This is a genomic window from Psychrosphaera haliotis, from assembly GCF_009728465.1.
Lineage (GTDB): Bacteria > Pseudomonadota > Gammaproteobacteria > Enterobacterales > Alteromonadaceae > Psychrosphaera > Psychrosphaera haliotis.
This window is the reverse complement of record NZ_WOCD01000003.1, coordinates 813,446-833,055: the sequence shown is the minus strand read 5'-3', so window position 1 is coordinate 833,055 and position 19,610 is coordinate 813,446. Positions and strand designations below refer to the sequence as shown.

Sequence of the window (19,610 nt, the reverse complement as noted above, 5' to 3'; positions counted from 1 at the left end):
AGGAATAATCATGTCGGCCATTGTGTCTGTGAAAAACTTGTCCTTTTCTTATGAGTCAACGACAAAGAAAAAGGCAGTAAGTGTTGAAAACAACATTTTGGAAATACCAGAGTTTTCAATCAATGCCGGTGAGCACGTGTTTTTGTTTGGGCCATCTGGTTCGGGTAAATCTACTTTATTGAATATCTTAACGGGTTTGCTGTTGCCTTCATCAGGACAGGTTAAAATACTTGAACAAGATTGGTCATCGCTCAAAGGAAAGACTCGCGATGCATTCAGGGCAAATCATATAGGTTTTGTTTTTCAACAACTAAACTTAATTCCTTATTTAGACGTGCTAGATAATATTCTGCTAGGTGCAGAATTTGGACAACAAAATCGCCCTAAACATCAACTTATCGAACAAGCTAAACAATTGATGAACGACTTACAGCTACCGGAAAGTCTTTTACTTAAGCCAGCACGTCAACTAAGTGTTGGTCAGCAGCAAAGAGTCGCGATAGCCAGAGCCTTAATCAAAGAGCCTGAGTTACTCATTGCCGACGAACCAACTTCAGCTTTAGATGAGGCGAACCGCAATGCGTTTTTAAAAGTGTTGTTTGAGTTGGCAGAGAAAAATAACACTACATTAGTTTTTGTAAGTCACGATCAAACATTAGCAAGCCAATTCAAAAGAGTGGTCGGTATTCAATCTATAAACAAAGCATCAAAGAGTGGTGAATAGCATGTTCGTTAAATTAGCGAAACAAAGCCTTATAAGCCGTCGAACGAGCGTGTTATTAACCGTACTCGCCATCACTATTAGCGTTTTTGTACTACTTTCCGTTGAGCATATTCGTCATCAAGCCAAACAAAGCTTTAACCGCACTGTTTCTGGCGTTGACTTAATTGTTGGGCCTAGAACGAGCCAAATTAATTTGTTGTTAAGCTCGGTATTTCGCATCGGTGATTCGAGTAATGCAATAAGCCAATCAAGCGTTGAAGATTTAGCGAGCCACCCTATGGTGAGCTGGGTTGTGCCAATTGCATTAGGAGATTCTCATAAAGGCCATCGAGTTATGGCGACAACAGCGGATTATTTTCAGTACTTTAAGTTTGGTGCAAAACAGCCTCTTACCTTTAAACAGGGCCAGGTTTTTAAACAACATTTTGACTTAGTATTAGGCGCTGACATAGCCGAAAAGTATAGTTATGAGTTAGGCAAAGAAATTGTACTGTCTCATGGCACTGGCGTAACTAGCTTTACTCACCACGAACAAACGCCTTTTACTGTGGTTGGAATTCTAAATAGAACCGGAACGCCAGTTGACCAAACATTGCACGTCAGCTTTGAAGGCTTGCATCACATGCATGAAGAGCCTCAAAACGAAGAGCGTGCTCACAAGGAACATAATCAAGAAGAGCATGATTATGAGGACCAAGATAATCATGAAGGGCATGCCCATCATGACAAGGCTCTCGACCACGAAGAACATGAGAATCATGACGAGGATCACGATCATGAGGAACATGCTCAGGAAGGCGGTGAAGCAGCAGTGGAACATGATCACGATCACAAAGTGAGTGCTGTTTTTGTGGGTCTTAAAGCTAGGTTTGCTAGTTTGGTGATGCAAAAGTGGGCCAATGATTACAAAGGCGAAGCGTTAAGTGCCATTATGCCTGGCGTTGCGTTAAGTCAGTTGTGGCGAATGGTAGGTTCAGTAGAAACCGTATTACAGGTGATATCGATTTTGGTTTTAATCACCACGTTAATTGGCTTGAGCACTATGCTGTTAGCAACAATGCGCGAGCGAACTAAAGAAATCGCAATTTTAAGAGTACTTGGTGCATCGCCAATGTTCATATTCATGCTGATTGAGCTTGAGGTGTTCGTGATTACGTTTATAGGCTGTATTGCTGGAGCACTGTTGTTGTGGATTACTTTGTTGGCCGCTGAGCCATTACTTGCGTCTCAGCTGGGTTTATTTATTGATACTAACCCAATATCGGAAACTAGCTTAATGGTATTGGCCTTTGTATTGGTAGGTAGTTTAATAATGGGATTAATACCTGCAATAAACGCCTATAGACATTCATTGCAGGCTAATTTAACGGCGCGTTAATCAAAAGTTAATTATTAGTCCGCAGGTACAATATCTCGGACTAATAATTGAAGGTTGGTATTGCCCCTAAACTCATTAATATCGAGCTGATATACAATATGAACCTGTCTTGCCGATTGATTTGGCCACACTTCTAAGTCAGCGTTAAAGTGAATTGCATCAAACAGCTGACCAGCCGCGTTACACAACACAAGTTTAAGATGTTTGGCGCCAACTAAACGTTGGTTTATTACTTCAAACTGTCCATCAAAGGTTGGCTCTGGAAAACCTTGCCCCCAAGGACCCGCTAAATCAAGTTGTAGAGAAAACTCAGTATTAAAGCACTCTGCAGGCAACTCGCCGTCAGTGAGCATAACTTGGGTAAGTACATCTTCCGACAAATGAGTGAGTAATACGCTGTCAAATGCGTCATTAAAAGCCTGGTAGTTTTGTTCTTGAATGCTAAGGCCTGCAGCCATAGCGTGACCGCCAAATTTTAATATTAAACCAGGAAAGCGTGTATTTACCTCATCAAGTACGTCACGAATATGAATACCTGGGATTGAACGCGCTGAACCTTTTAGTTCTGTTACTGATACGCCAGCATCATCGGTTTTCGTTTCGCCTTTAGCAAACGCAATTGTAGGGCGATAGTACTTTTCTTTTAAGCGCCCAGCTACAATCCCAATAACGCCCTGATGCCAATCAGGCTTATAAACTGAAATGCCATTAGGGATTTTACCGTCAAGTACTTTTAGCTTGGCGACAACGCTTTCTGCTTCTAATCGCATGCCTTGTTCAATGTCTTTGCGTTCATTATTTAGATCATTAAGATCTTCAGCCATCTTAAGAGCTTGACCATAATCGTCAGTTAACAAACATCGAATGCCAAAAGACATATCATCAAGGCGACCAGCTGCATTCAGCCTTGGACCTATTACAAAGCCAAAGTCAGAAGACTTAACTTTGTGTAAATCTTTATTGCTCATTGCTAACATGGCTCGAATGCCAGGCCTGCAAAGTCCACTCTTAATTCGTGCTAAACCTTGGTGTACTAAAATGCGATTGTTTTCATCCAGCTTAACAACGTCGGCAACGGTACCAAGCGCAACTAAATCTATAAATTCCGCTAAATTAGGAGGTGCAATTTGACTATTCTCAAACCACTGTTGATCACGAAGATAAGCTCTTAAGCCAAGCAAAAGATAAAAGGCAACACCTACACCAGCGAGGTTTTTACTTTGAAATTCACAGCCAGGTTGGTTTGGATTAATAATCGCGTCGGCGTTAGGAAGTTCTCTACCGGCCAAATGGTGATCAGTGACAATTACTTTTATGCCAGCTTCTTTTACCAGAGAAACACCTGCTAAACAGCTTATGCCGTTATCAACGGTAATGATTAAGTCTGTCCCTTGCGTGATGATGTCTCTTGCTAACTCAGGACTCAAACCGTAGCCATAATCAAAGCGATTTGGCACTTTGTAACTAACATTATTAAAGCCAAGCTTTCTTAAACCAAGCATCATAAGCGCGGTGCTTGTAGCCCCGTCGGCATCAAAATCACCAACAATCGTAATGTGCTGCTGGTGGATTAGTGCGTCGTGCAACAACGGCATGGCATCATCAATCCCTTTTAAAGAGCTAACAGGCAGAAGCTCGCCTGCTTTTCTCTTTATTTGTTCAGGTGAAGTAATACCGCGACCGGCGTAGATGTTTTGAATAATAGGATGGAGATTCGTATTCGAAAATGGCGTGCTGTTCAAAACACGCCTTTTTATATTTAATTGCATATAAAGATTAACGACTTAAGTCTTGAAGCAAAGCTTGTGGTGGTTTGTAACCAGGGATCATTGAGCCATCTTCAAACACAATTGCTGGTGTACCAGTAACGCCAGCGGCTTGACCTAAATTATAGTGCGCTAAGATTGGCGCGTCACAGCTTTCAGCATTTACTCGATTACCACTTTTAGCCGTCGTCATTGCTTTTTGTTGATCCGCAGAGCACCAAACCGCTTTAATATCGCTAAAACCTTGGCTATTTGCACCAGAGCGTGGGAAAGCTAGATATTGAACCGTAATGCCTAAGTCATTGTATTCATCAATTTGAGAATGCATCTTTTTACAATAGCCACAGGTTGTATCTGTGAATACGGTAATTTTATATTTTTCATTTTCAGCAGGAAAAACAATCATCGAATCTTTGAATTCTTTAACACCATCAATTCTAATATTTGCTAATGCTTTTTCAGTCATATTAACCATACCAGCGTCAATATCGAACATACGACCAGCTATAAAGTATTTACCGTCTTCTGAGGTATAAAACAGGCCACGATTAGTTTGCACTTGTAGCAAACCTGGTAATGGACTTGGTTCCACTTTAATCGCGGTTAATCCAATACGTAAAAGCTTAGCTTTGATAGCCGAATTTAAATCTGGTTCAGCTGCTGCGCTGCTAAAAGTTGTGACAATTAAGACAAGTGCAGTGATTAAAACTGCGGAAATTTTCATTATTTTCATATTCATTCCTGTTGATTACTACACTAACAAGACCGCATGGCACTAATAAAAGTTTCCTACTACAGCCGATAATTTTGTATGTTCACCGTATATTAAAGGAGAATGCAATTATCCTCTAGGGTGATGTTGTTCATGTAATGACTTTAACCGCTCTTTTGCCACGTGAGTATATATTTGTGTGGTAGATAAATCACTATGTCCTAGCAACATTTGTACAACTCGTAAATCAGCTCCATGGTTAAGCAGGTGCGTTGCAAAAGCGTGTCGTAATGTATGTGGGGACAAATGAGCAGTAATTCCACTCACAACGGCATAATGTTTAATACGATGCCAAAACGTTTGGCGTGTCATCTCCGTGCCTCGTTTAGAGGGAAATAATACGTCTGATTCACCTTTTAGCAGCATTTGACGTTCTGACTTTATATAATCAAAAATTAATTCTGACGCAACTTCGCCCATAGGAATAAGCCGTTCTTTGTTTCCTTTACCTGTGACGCGGATTAGGTTTTGCTGCAAACTTATATTACTTAAGCGAAGACTTACTAACTCGGTAACCCTTAACCCGGTAGCATATAAAAGCTCCAGCATCACTCGGTCGCGAACTTCAATAGGATCGTCCAAGTTTTGGCAGTTTAATAAAGACTCTACTTGTTGCTCAGACAATACTTTTGGTAGTGAAGCTTCAATTTTAGGCGCTTGAGTTAGTGCAGTTGGATTGCTTGTTCTAACTTGTTCTTTTACCAAATATTTAAAAAAACGTTTAATGGCACTTAGCGCTCGAGCATTGGTGCGATGTTTATAGCCATGTTCGACTCTAAACGCTAAAAAGCTCTCGATATCGAGGTCGCTACAGTCTATGACATTAGTACTAATGGACGTTAAAAAAGTAGAGAAATGGTTTAGATCGGTTTTGTAAGCAGATAACGTATTGTCACTGAGGCCTTTTTCAAGCCATAGATGATCTAAGAATTGGTGAAATAAGTCTAGGTTCGTACTTTTTGTCATTTAATTATTTATATCTAGTTGGCTACTCTTCTTTCATTCTATGCAGTTTGATAGACTTCGGAGCCTCAAATTTAGCCCAATAGTGTCACCTTACCGAATAGGAGCGTCAATGAAAATCGGTTTATTTTATGGTTCAACAACCTGCTATACAGAAATGGCCGCTGAAAAAATTCAAACACAGTTAAATACGCTGTTTGATGCCCCCATTGTTGAAATGTTTAATCTAAAAGATGTACCTGTTGAAAATATGATGGACTTCGATTGGTTAATTTTGGGTATATCCACTTGGGATTTTGGTGAGCTTCAAGAAGACTGGGAAGGTCATTGGGATGATGTTGAAAAGTTAGACTTGAGTAATAAGACCGTGAGTATTTTTGGTTTGGGCGATCAAGTTGGTTATGCCGAGTGGTTCCAAGATGCTGTTGGTATGCTCCACGATGTCGTTGTTGCCTGCGGGGCAAACCCAATTGGTTATTGGCCAAACTCAGAAGAGTATGACTTTATTGCCTCTAAAGCACTAACGGAAGACAAGACACATTTTGTTGGTTTGGCGCTAGATGATGAAGGGCAATACGAATTGTCAGAGCAACGAATTGCAAGTTGGTGTGAGCAGTTATTATCTGAGGTTTCTTAACTAGAAACAGGACACCGGCTGCGAGAAATAAGAAAAAATAAATAAGAGCTTAAGGTGAAGGGTTAAGCTCCTTTTTTAGCTTTGCTAAATTGGTTGGGCGAATTGCTTTTTCGGCTATGTCGATGAGTTCGAGATTAGCCCCATTTGAAACAATTAACTTTTTGTTATTTAGCCATTCCAAAGAGAGTAAACGGGTGTTTGCCGTTAATACGTGAAAAGATTCACCTTCAGTTAAATCACGCACTAAAATAGAAGTTCTGTTATTGTCAATCGCTCTTAAAATTGCGAGCTGATTGGTTTGCTGATTAATAGAAAAGCTGTAGTCGCCTTTCCCTTCTATTTGTTCCTGGCTTACTTTTTTCGAGAGACCATCACTAACATTCAAAATGTAAATGCTGTACCTACTAGTTTCGCTATCTAAGTGCGAATAAATGAGTTCTTGTTCGTTTAAATAACCAAGCTTTAACTCCGAATGCCAAGCACCGCAGCTTAGCTCTTTGTTTACTTTTGGGGAAACTTTAAAAGGGTCTGTTGACAAATTAATCATATGAATAAAACATTCATTATTTTCTTCGCCAAAAAACGCAATTTCATCTCCAGAAGGTGAAAATGCAGGTGCTGCAATTGGGTTGCCTTGTGACTTAATAAGTACACGTTTATTCGTTGAGAAAGTGTCTTTTAGCCATAATGTATATCCAGACTTCTCTCTGTGTATGTACGCCAAGCTTAAACCATCAGAAGAGAGCGCCACGCTATTGTTTTGATTTATGTCTTGCTCTATTAAACTCCATTGATTACCATCTTTTTCAAAGTTTTGAGTGTTTTGTGAGATGTAGTTTCTCGCGACAAAAAAGGTAATTACAATAAGCGTAATACTAACCACTAACATTTGTTGAAAACTGAATGTGCAAGCGCTATTCAACATGCTGTTCATCCAGCTATGTTTTTTGCCTTTTATTTCATCATTGTGATTTTTATCATAGGAACTGGAGTGACTAGAAGTTTGAATAGGTGCTGGTTCTTTACCAATGCATTGTATAGTAAATTCACCTATGAACTGATAACCAGCTTTAGGGATGGTTCGAATATACTTACCTTTCACTCCAGCCTTTGCTTCAAGTAACTTTCTTAATTTTGATACATAAGCGGTAATAGTGCCGTCAGCTCTGGCATTTTCGATTCCGTATAGCTCGTTATAAATCTCTTCTCGTGAGCTAACTTGATTATGGTTATCCATCAAAAACTGCAGCAATGTTGATGTTTTAGGATCGATCATTTCCTCAACATTCGTTGCCAAGTGCTTCAACGTTAAAGTAGCTGGTGTAAAGGTCCAGTCTTCAGTTACGTAAAGTTTATTCAATGATATTTCTCACAAAGTTACCGTTACCATATTGTAGACTACGAGTAGGGTGCATTTCTTTCAGCCATTTCCCCAGAAATTTAGTTATATATTGAATATCAAATTCACGTACCTTTCATGGGTAATATTGCCTGTGTTTTTTTGATTTGTCATGTGGCAAATCTTAGTATTTTTGGGAAAGTTCCTTTATCCTTGCTGTATTATTTCATTATTGGATTTTTATCATGGCAAAAAAGACAGCATCTGCTTACCACATACTAGTAAAAACGGAAAAAGAAGCTTCAGCAATAAAAGAGAAGCTTAAAAAAGGCGCTAACTTCCAACAACTAGCAAAGCAACACTCAACGTGCCCAAGCCGAAAAAAAGGCGGCGACTTAGGTGAATTTTCACAGGGTGATATGGTTAAGGCCTTTGATGATGTCGTTTTTAAAAAGCCGATTCTTGAAGTCCACGGCCCGGTAAAAACAAAGTTTGGTTTTCATCTCATTAAAACGGTTTACCGTAGCTCTTAATTGAACTTTGTATTTCTTTACTAGTGATAAACTTTTAAAGATTCTAACGGTAGACAACTTTAGATTTTAGAGGCGCCAGCGTTGCAATAATTCTATTTTCCTGTTGCGGCGTTAACCCAATATCTCTCATTGCGCCTTGAACATATTCAACCAAGATAAAAAACTCCTTGTCTGAAATATTATGTCCTTGGTGCGAGGTTTCCATTTTTTCACCGTCATATTTACACGGCCCACCAATGAGCTCACAAACCTGGTTTGTCAGGTGCATTCTAAGGTGTCTTTTAGGGACGTTTTTAAAGTAATGGCCAATAGTTGGGTCGTTGTAAATTCGGCTAACCGCTAAGCCAAATACATTCGACAGTGTCTCTTTGCCGCCAATTTCCTCATAAAGTGAGTTCTGTGTCGTGCTGCACGCTGAAAGGAGTAGGGCGATAATAAAAATAATTGAATTTTTCATATTATAAGTTCGCTGTAATGCTCAAGTAGAAGCCTGAAGAGTCAGGCTGAAAAGGTAAATTTCCAAGATCAACAATTGCTGCAGTAATTGACCATTCCTTTGACGGTAAGTATGTGATGAAAAAGTCAGTAACATTGTCTGTTTTTGCCAATCCACCAAGTCGGTTAGTTTGCTGTCTGTATTCGGCGCCTATAATAGTATTAGTACCGGAGAACATAGCAATACTTGCAGCCCACTCTAAGTCGTAACTATCGTCTGTCTGGGAGCCAAATCCAAGTAATCCAAAAGTATTTGCTTTGGTATAACGAGCGGTCGCATTCAAAAGTAAATTATTGCCTTTTAATGCACCCAACCAAACCTTAGTTGCACTGACATAAAAATCGGTTCCGCTACTATCTTTTGCGCCTAACAATGCAGGAACGCCAGTTTTAGGAATCGGCACGGAACCGTCGTGCAATGCTAATGACTGGTTAAAGTCGTGATTTTTTTTGTACTGAATACCAATGGCTATTTGCGGTAAATATGGACTTTCTGAAAAAATGGCATCGCCATAAAGGTTATATTTTAAACCTACAATACTTTGCTCTATTTGAGTACTAGGCGCGACTAAAGCGGGGGTTGGTGCACCTGTAAGCAAATTAAATACATTGCTTACTACTCCAGAAGAAACATCGAGAGATTGTTTTTGCAAACTAAACTCAAAAGTGTCGTATGCGCCGACGGCAAAACCATAAGAATTAAGTTTGTATTCTCCAGCTGATAAGTTTTGAATGTTGGCAGTGGCTGCAATTTCTTCTTTAGATGCATAACCGGCAATTAGAGCCCAAGGGCTTATGCCGCCGCCAGCAGAACCTTCAAAACTAGTAATGCCACCGGTGCCCAATAATTTACTGCCGGTATCGGCCTGGCTAGGCGCCACTACAATTAGTAAGCCTAAAGTAACCTTTGCAAAGCTCTTTAAAATGGAAGAGGGTGTTAAGTTGTATAGCATAAGAGCAAATAACCTTTGTTTGAATCACGACAAGAACACAATACGTTAATCTTATTTTGTTGCAACTACGGGGAATAAAAAAGCCCACTGAGATAAACAGCGGGCTTAGTAAGTCTAGTCTAAAAAGACAAAGGTTTAGCTATGTTCACAACCTCCAATGCAAAGGTTGCACTTAGAGTTGCTAATTAGAGCTTGTTAAATTGATTTAGTTAATGCTTTGCCCTGCATTAAGTGAACCTTTGCTAGCGTTTGTTGGTGCATTCCAATAAAAGTCACTGTACTGTTCGCCGCTACCTTTAAGCTGCACTGCTTTAGTACTTGATGAACTAGACGATTCCGAAACACCAATGTCATTTGATTTAGTACCGGCAGCTGCGCCATTGGTAGCAGTAATTACGCCTTCATAACTAATAAACTGTACTACTTCACCACTATCATTAACGAGTACTAAGCCGTCAGGCCCATTTTGCAATCCAGACGCGTTAAAGCCTAATGCGCCAAAACCAGCTGTTTCGTTATCAATAGTTCCTGAAAGGCTAATTGTTTTATAAACCTGACCATTGCTGCCGTTAACTGCTTCAATGCTCCAGCCGGTTAGATTTGTTCCAGCAGCACCTGCTATTTCAATGAACTCATTTCTATCTGAACCACTATTGTCATAATGAAACTCGTTTATCCATGGCGCAGTGCCACCAAAGCTTTGATCGGAATTGATAGAAACCAGAGGTATTTGCCATAACAGCAGCCCAAGTAAACTCACTATAGTTTGTGCCAGTACCCGTTAACTGTAGTGAATAACCTATTGGCGTTGACGTAGTTTCACTAACACCTATATCTGTAGAACTTACTCCAGTAGCTGGACCATTACTTGCGGTAAAGCTACCTTCGTAGCTTAAAAACTGAATGACTTGACCATTATTATCTACAAGCGCTAAGCCGTCTGGTCCGCCGTTTTGTAAGCCGCTAATACTAAATGATTTAGTACCAAGGTTGTTTGCTTGGTTTGGGATTGAGCCAGACAAATTTTTAGTGATATAAGCGCTGCCGTTGCTACCGTTATAAGCCACAATTGACCAACCTGATAGGTTTGTGCCCGCAGCACCTGCTATTTCAACAAACTCATTTAGGTCAGAGCCGCTGTTGTCATAATGGAATTCGTTTATCCAAACAGAGCTATTTCCTACAGGAGGGTTTGTACCGCCGCCAGTGCCACCACCAATTCCATTACATATGTTTTCAAATACACAGGTAACATATTCTGGGTGGTCAACAAACGGGTTTCGGTTACCTTGAAAGCTAAAAACGGTATCGTTATGACGTTGTTCAAACGCGTCAACGGGATCGTCATTATGCCACTGCAGCAGAACCGACTTTAAGCCCATGTAGGCAACGCTTAAATTCACACCTTGGCTTGAGTTTCCAATCAATGTGCGGTCATCGGTCAGAATTAAATCTGGCTCAGATACACCGGTTACGCCATGAGTGCCACCTTCGTACCTAACAGCCAAATACATTAGTGCGCGAGCAACATCTCCTTTACGACTTGACCAAGTCTGCCAAGAACCAGTATTGCCTGAGCCTTTAGTCCAGTTCGATTCAGAAGAGGCTCCACCACGACCATTATTTACTAACGTTGTTTTTTCACTGCAGGCTGAGTCGCAGTTAGCGTATGGTTTATTGCTGCGACTCGAATTGTAGCTGCTGTCGGCAATAAATAAATGGTGGGCGTCGGTATAGGCGTAGTTAGTGCTGCCATCTTTTGGAAAACCGTAAGACTTTGGCCAGCTATGCTCTCTGTTATAAAAAGAGTTTCCGCCACCGGCCTTTGGGTAGCTTGCATTTTTATAGATGTCGATAACGTTGTTGCTATTGCTAGGATCTTGATCTGCAGCTTCCAAAATATCCCACGTATCAGTTGCAGAGGAAGTATATGGAAACCTTTGGTGGTCATCAATGATGTTGTGCAAAGACGTGCGCAATGAGGTAGCACTTATGCCATTTACAGTGTCGTAATAACCATTTGGAACTTCAGCCAATGCTGCACTTGAGACCACTAATGAAGTAACCAGAATGGTTAGCTTGTTGTTAATTTTTTTAAAAAACATAATTTTATTCTTTTAATTTTTAGGTAAAAAAAAGAGCCAATATGCAATGCATGTTGGCTCTTGATGTTTTCACTCGTTTTTTCAAAACAGGCTCTACATTAAAATTAGGAAAATCAAAATAAGGTAGAGGGATTGAGATTGAGAACGGTGAAATGATGTTTGATAAATTGAAACTTTGATAACAGCTGAGCTTGAGATAACTCAACTTATTAGGGCCCGCTTTCCGTGTGCAAAAGCGACTTGGGCCTTTTAAATTATTGAAGGTGACCAGAGAGGTCCTTAAAGTATAAATTGGGCGGCCGGGAACAGGTTTCCATCGCAAAGTAGCAATGTTGCCGTCTTTTACGTTTCCGCTTTCAAATTGTTTGAAATTTATGGAGATAAGTTTCACAACAACACGCCGTTTTTATTCTTATTAAAAGGTCGGAACGTATTCTTACTCATAATGAAATTGAAAACAATTATCTAATTATTAATAATAAAAGAAAAAATATTCTAAATTGTTACGATTTTAGTACAGGTGCAGGTAACAGGTGCAGGTAACAGGTAACAGGTAACAGGTACAGGTGGAGGGAAAGGTTAATCTAATTATGACAAACATAAATAGCTTGAGTTGACGTCTTCTAGCCTCACTCATAATTGCAAAGTGAACACATTGTGCTGGTTTGCAGTACTGTATTATGTAATGTTATTAGTTGTATTTTTATAAATTAAGGCGAGGGTAAGCCATGAAAAATGATTTAGACCTACATATGCTTTTAAGAGTGTTTGATAAAATTAGAACAAAAGGCGAACAAATAGAGCAGGGCCATCAGTTAGAAGGCGTGAAAGCGGTGTCAGACTTTGATGGCTATACGGTTGTTCTTAGCGATGTACAGTGTAACTTAACCTTATTTTTCCATAACAAATACGAGTTTGACTATCCTTCTGGCACAGCAAGAGAGCAGTTCGAAAATAGAATTTTATATATCGATAAACACTTTTAGTAGGTGTTTCATACATTCGTATTCATGCTGAGTCCTTATACAACTGTGTAAGTATGTCCACAAACGCATTAAAGGATTAAAACAGCATGAAAGCCCTTTTTAGCATCGCAATAATTTGCTTGTCGCAACTTTCTTTTGCTTCTTTTGCTTCTTTTGCAGGTAGCGTTAATGAACCTTCAAAAACCGCTGACAAGTCGATTCTGTTTACGTTAGATAATGGTAACAAGTTAAAAGTCTCTGCTTATGGTGACGAGATTATACGACTCCATTCAACCGTCAAAGGTCAGCCATTTTATGCTGATAATCACTATGAAATGGTGGCCTCACATGACTGGCGTCAGAACTTAGCGCTAAGTTCAACAAAAACACACTGGCAGGTAGCTCCTATAGGCAACAAAAGCTTGCAGGTTTTGATATCGAAGAACACGTTAAAAGCGACTTTTTTGGAAAACGGTGTTATCACTTTAGCTGAGCTTCAGTCTCCAAGTAAAACCGGCACTATCATAAAAACCGAATTTGCTTATCAGCAAGATGAACATTTCACAGGTCTAGGCCACGGCTTTTATGGTCGAGAGCCTAAACTCGATCTAAAAGGACAACGCACTGGTCGCAACTACGGCAAGCAGCCAATAGAGCAGGCGCCGTTGATTGTGCCTTTTTACCTATCAAGTAAAGGTTACGGCGTATTTTTAAATAGTACTTTTACTAATGAATTTTCTTTTGGTGATAAAGAAGAATACAGCGTTGCAATTGATGATCACGGCTTTTCTGGGCAAATGGATTACTTCTATATATCCGGTGGAAAGTTAGCGAACGTATTGGATAACTATACACAATTAACGGGACGTCCTCGTTTACCTGCTAAGTCTATGTTTGGTTTGCAGTTGTCAGATAAAGGCCATGATCATGACTCACCAACACCGTCAAATGAAACATGGTGGAAAAATAAAATCCTTGAGCATAGGGAAGCTGGTTACCCACTTGACCATGTAATTAATGACAATCGTTGGCGCGCGGCAGGAGGAAAACGCTGTGAGTCTAAACTGGATTGGGATAAAGAACGTTATCCAGATCCTGCTGCCTATCAACAGTGGTTAGAAAAGAATGCCTTGGTACTCACATTAGATTTTAATCGTTGTATCGCTAAAAAATCAGAAGGGTGGAAAGCCAGCTTTAACTTACCTTCAATTGATAATATTCAGTTTCCAAACAGCGCACCAGATTTAACAAATGCTGAATTTCGCAGCTGGTTTTGGGATGTGTTTTATAAAAAAGCACTCGTCCCAGAAAAGCAATATCCTGGCGACGCATTGTGGATAGATGAGTTTGATGAGCAGGGCGCTGCAGATAAAAGCATGATATTAAGCAATGGCCGAAGTTCAGCTGAAATGCGTAACTATTGGTTTTTTCTGATTGCAAAGGCGTTAGTTGCCGACGGTTGGGATAAGTCGGGCATTAATAAGCGTCCTTTTGTTTGGGTACGCGGCATGACTGCAGGAGCTCAACGTTACGCGACCTTGTGGAGCGGTGATATTTACCCAAACTACAACGACATGCAAAGCCAAATTAGAGGCATGCAATTAGCTGGTTTATCGGGTTTCCCTTTTTGGGGGCATGACGCTGGTGGCTTTTATGATTGGAAAAATAACCTTGGTCCTGATGAAACTCTATATCAACAATGGTCAATTGGTTTTGGTAGTTTTTCACCTATTTGGAAACCACATGGTATGGGTCAATCTCGCTGGCCTCTTGACCGTTCAAAAGCATCGCAGAAAGCATTCCTAACTTATGCACAAATGCGATATGAATTGATGCCTTATACCTACAGTATGGCGCATGAAGCCTCGCTTACAGGCTTGCCAATTGCACGAGCCATGGTGCTCGATTACCAAGAAGAGGAACTAGCTTGGCAATATGACCTCCAATATATGTGGGGCGATTCGATGCTCGTTGCGCCGCAAACAAAATCGCAAGGAAAAATGACATTGTGGTTGCCACCAGGTCAGTGGTACCAGTATGCAAGCAACAAAATAGTGAAAGGTGATAACGTTGTAGGCATTGAGCCAGCAGCTGATGAGTTACCGTTATATGTTAAAGCTGGGGCAATTATTCCTAAAAGACAATTTGTGAAAAGCACTGGATTTATTGATAAATCGCGTTTAGGTATTGATATATATGTTGGCGCAGACTCAAGTTTTACGTTAGTTGAAGACGATGATAAAACCGAAGCATATCGAACAAAAAATCAAAAACGGTTAACTCAGATTTATTATTCACAAAGTAGCCGCCAAGTTAAGGTAAATGCAGCTGTCGGCACCTTTTCTGGAGCCCAAGATAAGAGAGCCATAACATTACGATTTTTTGGAACTAACAATATAACGTCAGTCAAAGTAAACGGTAAATCTAGCCTTTACAATATTTCTGATGGCATATTGCATGTTGAGCTTGATACTCATTCGGTTAAGCAAACAATACTGATTGAATTGAATTGAATTGAATTGAATTGAATTGAATTGAATTGAATTGAATTGAATTCGCCCTGTTATTTTATGCCTGTATTGGCAAGGATTGCCAATATATGCCATAGTTATCAGTATAAAATCGTGTATATATTAAATTCATTAGGTAAGGCTATGGCAACATTAAATATTTCTATCCCAAACGAAATGCGACAATGGATTGATTTACAAATCGAAAACGGCCACTTTGCAAATGCTAGCGACTATATAAGAGATCTTATCCGTCATAACCAAAGTGAAAAAGAAGCCATTCGTATGGCATTAATTGAAGGTGAAGTAAGTGGTGAAAGCTCATTGTCTGTCGCCGATATTATAAATGAGCAGAAAGAAAAAATAGCGAATGACTAATTACGTTCTTTCTCAGCTGGCTTCAAAAGATCTTGCCAATATTTTTCAATATACCTACAGAAACTTTAATTTGGCTCAAGCGGAATCATACTTATTAGAGCTTGAAGAGTGCTTTAAGATGCTAGCGCACGAACCCAATTTGGCTCATAAGGCTGACGACGTTCGAAAAGGCTATTTTCGCTTCTTACACAGAAAACATGCCGTTTATTTCAAGTCCCGTAGTAACGACATATTTGTAGTACGTATTTTACATCAACAGATGAAATATGAGCTGCATTTGACAAGCTAAACTATAAGTGGATTAAGATCGACGCCTGATCTTTTTTAGTCATCTTATCAACAACCAACATAAACGAATTATCCATCATTCGCTCAATTTCACCTTGTGGGATTGAGCCATCTAAAATAACCGTATTCCAAAGCTTTTTATTCATGTGATAACCCGGGATCACCGACGGAAAAATATCACGGAGCATAAGTGCTTCATCTGGATCGCATTTTAAATTGAGCCACCAAGATTGTTTATCGTCATCGGATTGCAATGCCTGTTTGCTAATTTTCCCCAACGCTAAAGTTGCAAACATCTTTCCTTTAACCTTAAAAACGCTGACATCTTTACCAAAAGGAAAATCCAAAGCGGTGTGAGGCTTAGATAATAAATATTGTTTCACAGCCGCTTCGTTAAACATGGTGTGTTCCTTTGTTGTTTTAATAACTACTCAAAGCTCAACTAACAGCTCTAGTAATAGCTCAATTAAAAGCTCTGTTAGTAATTGTATTTAAGGCTAATCCAAGCTTGAGTATCTTCTTTGTCATCGCTTAGCAGTTTTTCAGTGACGTTTGCTAATCCAAATTCAATGTCTATGCCTGTTAAACCAAGTCCAATAAGCTCAAGTGTAATGTCACCTCTAACACCATAAATAGTATACTCACGAGCGGCATTTTGTGTAAATACGTTGGCATTGCTAGGTTTAGTATCCAGCTCAAGATCAGAGAAGTAAACTTGAAAACCACCTTTTGGACCAATGCTAATTGTATTGCGAGTGAAGTCGTTACCCGTAGCTACTGCAAATGGAAGTTCAGGAATAAATACCCAGTTTGGTAAATTGTGGCTTGCTAGAATATTAGAGTCTAATCCACCGAAACTCATTAAGTTTATGTCACTGTCGTGTCGAGTTGCCCACGTATGATTAGCAATAAGAGAAACATCTAACCAAGTTGCTCCCAATATGAAAGAACCTTGATGGCCAGTCCATTTTTCTTTTTGACCACCGGTATATTCTGTTTCGCCGGATAACCAGGTTATGTCACTAGATTGAAATACGCCAATTTCTTGCATGTCGTAAGATAAAGTTTGTTTATGACCAATTTGGAATGAAGTTTCATTATTTCCAACATTCGTCATTAAGTTTTGAATGGTATTGCCAGTATTATCAATTTGAGTGACTGCAAACTGAACGTCATCCAAACTAGAGTAAGCTAAGCTTGTATTTAATTGTCCGCGGTATGTCTCAAACAAGCCTTGATAAACACCATAACTCCAATCAGCAGCAATGTTAAAGCCGTCTTTGTTAATCTTAGTTCCTAAAATATCATCACCTTGCTTTGAAGGATCAATCTCGATGGAAAAGGCATTGACTGCAACATTTACAGGCCAACCCTTCCAGCTCATATAACCGCTATAGCCCGACAGCACTTCGTCACTACCTACTGAAATCATCCAACTTAGTCGTTGCATTAGGTCAGCGCCTTTTATGCCAATTTCAATTAAGTTAGAAGATGCGGTGCTGTTCGTGCCGGCTAAAACCAAAGATATGTTTTGGTCGTGTAACCCAGCTTTTGAGTTGTATGGTACCGAAGGGGCGTTCGCTAATTCGTGTTTAGTGCCAGCCAATGGCATCAAATATTTAGAATCCGTATTTTTTGTGAATTTAGAACGTTCAGTTTGTGGCTTTGGAATTTGAGTTGTAAATGTTGTGTTTTCAGTCTTTTGTAAAGGCTGCACATAAAGGTTTGGACCAGTAGAGCGGGTAGATGCAAATACTAAGCGTAACTTGTCTTCAGTTTTCCATACGGTTGGCCAAGCTACTGGGTGTTCACCATTTGTGATTTGGCTAAGAAAACCGCTTTTAATGTCATATTGGTAGGCAAACAACTGGTTACTTTGGCTGGCAACAAACAGCAATGACTCGCCATCAGGTGTCCAGTTTAAGTAAGACAAAAATTGGTAATCGCTTGGCAGGGCTATTGTTTTGTCTGAAGTAGAAATGTTGCTGCTTGTATTATCGCGATTGCTGCTACCTAAGTCTGCTAGTTTTACTAACCAGTTGCCATTGATACTTTTTGATAAATACGCCAATTGTTCAGGATTTTTAGGGTTGAGCCTTGGAAAGTCATAACTCTCTTTAATCGAAGGTGTTTTAAGTTCGATGGCTGAAGCCAATTTACCTTGAATGTGAACCGAGCCGTTTGAGCTTGAACTATCTAAGTCTAAATTATTTGAATCAGAACTATTTAAACCCGAAGTATTTGAGCCCAAACTGGCTAGGCCCAAACTATTTAAGCTCAACTTAATTAAACTAGACTTACCAAACTCATTGCGCTCAGCAACAATAAACTCAGCATCAGAGGAAACATCAAAACGACGAATGTTTAAGCTAGTTGTTAATTGCGTTACCTTTCCAGTGGAGATATCCCATTTAAATAAATCTTGGTGTTGCTGGCCTTGATTGTCCGTAGAGCTTGCCACATAAAGCACAACCTCTTCGTTCAGCCACCTTGGATAGCTAACACCTTTACCGTTAATTGAATTTAAAGCTTTGATACGCTTGCTATTAAATACTCGAGGCTCGTTGTTGGCAATATCCTGTGTGTCGTCGTTTAAAATAGCTTCATTTTGATTGTTAAACGTTTCGATGGCTTTGGTATTAATAGCCGTTTCATATACCGAAAGTTTATATTTAGGTGATGCATCATTAGAGGCTTCTACGGCTAAGAACTTACTTTGGTCTGGGCTAAAGGTTGGCGAACGTAGTTCAAAATCAGCGTCAAACCACAATTCAGCGGCATTGCTCTGTTGTTCTGTGTTCATCGCAATTTGCGTGTATTCTGCCACAAATCGATTATAAAGTTGTGACGCTGGTTGTTGGAATATGCCCTCAAATGCGTTGTCAAAATTACGATTTGCTTCACCGCGCATTCTTGTCCAAACAGCATCTAAATGTTGCTCAGAATATTCTTTTTCTAACCAAGCTAAAAAGCGAACGCCAACTAAATAAGCCATTGAACCCGCTTTATAGCCACCAGATGTTGCACTTAACTGAGAGTATTTTGGCAACGCCCCTTCACGAGCGTATTGCAATATAGTGGCTTCAACTTGTGCATCAAACAAACGTCCACGTCCCGTAAGCTTAGATTCAAGCAAGGTTGCATAACCTTCTGACACCCAACGATTTAATCCTGAGGCATAGGCATCGTATAAATCATGGTATTTTCGAATTGTGTTGCGCCATTTTGCTCTGTCTTGCTGCCCTAAATGCACCAAGTGAACATACTCATGCAGCGCTAGTAATTGAGGCCAACTGTCGCTATTACTAATGACAGTCTCTGATAGCGCTGAAGTTGCATATAGCGCCATAAATGGTTTATGGCTAAACGCCAGGGCAAAACCATTTGAATTATTTAGCGGATCAAATACAACAACGTCTACTTTTTCGGTCAATACTCTGTTTTGTTGCTGCTTAATTAAATTTTGAGCGTGTTCCATTTCATTGGCTGCGTTGTATGCCCAATCTTTGTAATTGGGTGTGAAATGAATTTTAAAATTGGGTGTTTCCAGCACTTGCCAATCAAGTTTGGGATTAAGAATTTCGTTTGCACTTGGGCTAAAAGATGAAAATGCGGCAGACGCTAGCAATACAACTGATGAGATTAGGGACTTCAAAGTAACTTTCCTTGTGATGTTTATGCGGCGACAAAGTACAGTAAATAGCCATTATCATCAAATTAAAGGCCGCATTATTAGTTAATGAGATGTAACAAATTATTTTTAAGTTTTTTTAACATCGTTGAAATGATTAAGTTATAGAATGT

General features: G+C 39.7%; 18 protein-coding genes. 8 read left to right on the top strand and 10 right to left on the bottom strand.

From position 1 onward, the window contains the following. Positions 1-10: 10 nt before the first annotated feature. A complete protein-coding gene (locus GNP35_RS08590; RefSeq protein ID WP_155695713.1) occupies positions 11-724 on the top strand; it encodes an ABC transporter ATP-binding protein in 714 nt (237 codons plus the stop codon). 1 nt (position 725) lies between these two features. Beyond that, positions 726-2,102, top strand: a complete 1,377-nt coding sequence (locus GNP35_RS08585; RefSeq protein WP_155695712.1) for an ABC transporter permease — start codon at positions 726-728, stop codon at positions 2,100-2,102. Between the two features lie 14 nt (positions 2,103-2,116). Here the strand turns inward: GNP35_RS08585 and recJ are convergent, their stop codons facing one another. The 3 genes from recJ to xerD all read right to left on the bottom strand — a co-directional run bounded on the left by recJ (position 2,117) and on the right by xerD (position 5,606). After that, positions 2,117-3,871 (bottom strand): single-stranded-DNA-specific exonuclease RecJ, encoded by a 1,755-nt coding sequence (gene recJ / locus GNP35_RS08580; RefSeq protein ID WP_155695711.1) that lies wholly within the window; start codon positions 3,869-3,871, stop codon positions 2,117-2,119. A gap of 7 nt (positions 3,872-3,878) precedes the next feature. Further along, positions 3,879-4,601: a bifunctional protein-disulfide isomerase/oxidoreductase DsbC gene (gene dsbC, locus GNP35_RS08575; protein WP_230961346.1), complete on the bottom strand. Its 723-nt coding sequence runs from the start codon at positions 4,599-4,601 to the stop codon at positions 3,879-3,881. Between the two features lie 108 nt (positions 4,602-4,709). After that, a complete protein-coding gene (gene xerD, locus GNP35_RS08570) occupies positions 4,710-5,606 on the bottom strand; it encodes a site-specific tyrosine recombinase XerD (protein ID WP_155695710.1) in 897 nt (298 codons plus the stop codon). 109 nt (positions 5,607-5,715) lie between these two features. Here xerD and fldB point away from each other — a divergent pair, with 109 nt between their 5' ends. Further along, positions 5,716-6,240 (top strand): flavodoxin FldB, encoded by a 525-nt coding sequence (fldB, locus tag GNP35_RS08565; protein WP_155695709.1) that lies wholly within the window; start codon positions 5,716-5,718, stop codon positions 6,238-6,240. A gap of 49 nt (positions 6,241-6,289) precedes the next feature. Here the strand turns inward: fldB and GNP35_RS08560 are convergent, their stop codons facing one another. Further along, on the bottom strand, positions 6,290-7,600 hold the full coding sequence (locus GNP35_RS08560) for a helix-turn-helix domain-containing protein (RefSeq protein ID WP_155695708.1): 1,311 nt from the start codon (positions 7,598-7,600) through the stop codon (positions 6,290-6,292). A 224-nt stretch (positions 7,601-7,824) separates the two neighbouring features. On the opposite strand from GNP35_RS08560, the gene ppiC reads away from it, so the two are divergent. Continuing rightward, complete coding sequence (gene ppiC / locus GNP35_RS08555) at positions 7,825-8,112, top strand: peptidylprolyl isomerase PpiC (protein ID WP_155695707.1); 288 nt, start codon at positions 7,825-7,827, stop codon at positions 8,110-8,112. Positions 8,113-8,155: 43 nt separating this feature from the next. Here the strand turns inward: ppiC and GNP35_RS08550 are convergent, their stop codons facing one another. The 4 genes from GNP35_RS08550 to GNP35_RS08535 all read right to left on the bottom strand — a co-directional run bounded on the left by GNP35_RS08550 (position 8,156) and on the right by GNP35_RS08535 (position 11,665). Then, positions 8,156-8,569 carry a group I truncated hemoglobin gene (locus GNP35_RS08550; RefSeq protein WP_155695706.1) on the bottom strand — a complete coding sequence of 138 codons (414 nt, stop codon included), beginning with the start codon at positions 8,567-8,569 and terminating at the stop codon, positions 8,156-8,158. Position 8,570: 1 nt separating this feature from the next. Beyond that, positions 8,571-9,488, bottom strand: coding sequence for a DUF3034 family protein (locus GNP35_RS08545; protein ID WP_330997749.1), 918 nt, complete (start codon positions 9,486-9,488; stop codon positions 8,571-8,573). A 277-nt stretch (positions 9,489-9,765) separates the two neighbouring features. Next, the gene (locus GNP35_RS08540; RefSeq protein ID WP_155695704.1) at positions 9,766-10,320 is read right to left on the bottom strand and encodes a hypothetical protein; all 555 of its coding nucleotides are present in this window, start codon (positions 10,318-10,320) and stop codon (positions 9,766-9,768) included. Beyond that, complete coding sequence (locus tag GNP35_RS08535) at positions 10,217-11,665, bottom strand: endonuclease (RefSeq protein WP_155695703.1); 1,449 nt, start codon at positions 11,663-11,665, stop codon at positions 10,217-10,219. Before GNP35_RS08535 ends, GNP35_RS08540 begins: the two co-directional genes overlap by 104 nt. A 728-nt stretch (positions 11,666-12,393) precedes the next feature. Between GNP35_RS08535 and GNP35_RS08530 the strand changes: the two genes are divergently transcribed. From GNP35_RS08530 to GNP35_RS16550, 4 genes are all read left to right on the top strand, one after another. Beyond that, positions 12,394-12,651 (top strand): DUF3081 family protein, encoded by a 258-nt coding sequence (locus GNP35_RS08530; RefSeq protein WP_155695702.1) that lies wholly within the window; start codon positions 12,394-12,396, stop codon positions 12,649-12,651. Between the two features lie 86 nt (positions 12,652-12,737). Next, positions 12,738-15,143, top strand: a complete 2,406-nt coding sequence (locus GNP35_RS08525; RefSeq protein ID WP_155695701.1) for a glycoside hydrolase family 31 protein — start codon at positions 12,738-12,740, stop codon at positions 15,141-15,143. A 141-nt stretch (positions 15,144-15,284) separates the two neighbouring features. Beyond that, positions 15,285-15,518 carry a type II toxin-antitoxin system ParD family antitoxin gene (locus GNP35_RS08520; RefSeq protein WP_155695700.1) on the top strand — a complete coding sequence of 78 codons (234 nt, stop codon included), beginning with the start codon at positions 15,285-15,287 and terminating at the stop codon, positions 15,516-15,518. After that, positions 15,511-15,807 (top strand): type II toxin-antitoxin system RelE/ParE family toxin, encoded by a 297-nt coding sequence (locus GNP35_RS16550; protein WP_155695699.1) that lies wholly within the window; start codon positions 15,511-15,513, stop codon positions 15,805-15,807. Before GNP35_RS08520 ends, GNP35_RS16550 begins: the two co-directional genes overlap by 8 nt. Before the next feature lies 1 nt (position 15,808). On the opposite strand, the gene GNP35_RS08510 is transcribed toward GNP35_RS16550, so the two are convergent. Next, a complete protein-coding gene (locus GNP35_RS08510) occupies positions 15,809-16,207 on the bottom strand; it encodes an MmcQ/YjbR family DNA-binding protein (protein ID WP_155695698.1) in 399 nt (132 codons plus the stop codon). 77 nt (positions 16,208-16,284) lie between these two features. Then, complete coding sequence (locus GNP35_RS08505) at positions 16,285-19,461, bottom strand: TolB family protein (RefSeq protein ID WP_155695697.1); 3,177 nt, start codon at positions 19,459-19,461, stop codon at positions 16,285-16,287. Positions 19,462-19,610: the final 149 nt, after the last annotated feature.

Coding starts and splice junctions, on each gene's coding strand:
- GNP35_RS08590 (WP_155695713.1), top strand. CDS start 11: ATGTCGGCCATTGTGTCTGTGAAAAACTTGTCCTTTTCTTATGAGTCA.
- GNP35_RS08585 (WP_155695712.1), top strand. CDS start 726: ATGTTCGTTAAATTAGCGAAACAAAGCCTTATAAGCCGTCGAACGAGC.
- recJ (WP_155695711.1), bottom strand. CDS start 3,871: ATGCAATTAAATATAAAAAGGCGTGTTTTGAACAGCACGCCATTTTCG.
- dsbC (WP_230961346.1), bottom strand. CDS start 4,601: ATGAAAATAATGAAAATTTCCGCAGTTTTAATCACTGCACTTGTCTTA.
- xerD (WP_155695710.1), bottom strand. CDS start 5,606: ATGACAAAAAGTACGAACCTAGACTTATTTCACCAATTCTTAGATCAT.
- fldB (WP_155695709.1), top strand. CDS start 5,716: ATGAAAATCGGTTTATTTTATGGTTCAACAACCTGCTATACAGAAATG.
- ppiC (WP_155695707.1), top strand. CDS start 7,825: ATGGCAAAAAAGACAGCATCTGCTTACCACATACTAGTAAAAACGGAA.
- GNP35_RS08550 (WP_155695706.1), bottom strand. CDS start 8,569: ATGAAAAATTCAATTATTTTTATTATCGCCCTACTCCTTTCAGCGTGC.
- GNP35_RS08535 (WP_155695703.1), bottom strand. CDS start 11,665: ATGTTTTTTAAAAAAATTAACAACAAGCTAACCATTCTGGTTACTTCA.
- GNP35_RS08530 (WP_155695702.1), top strand. CDS start 12,394: ATGAAAAATGATTTAGACCTACATATGCTTTTAAGAGTGTTTGATAAA.
- GNP35_RS08525 (WP_155695701.1), top strand. CDS start 12,738: ATGAAAGCCCTTTTTAGCATCGCAATAATTTGCTTGTCGCAACTTTCT.
- GNP35_RS08520 (WP_155695700.1), top strand. CDS start 15,285: ATGGCAACATTAAATATTTCTATCCCAAACGAAATGCGACAATGGATT.
- GNP35_RS16550 (WP_155695699.1), top strand. CDS start 15,511: ATGACTAATTACGTTCTTTCTCAGCTGGCTTCAAAAGATCTTGCCAAT.
- GNP35_RS08510 (WP_155695698.1), bottom strand. CDS start 16,207: ATGTTTAACGAAGCGGCTGTGAAACAATATTTATTATCTAAGCCTCAC.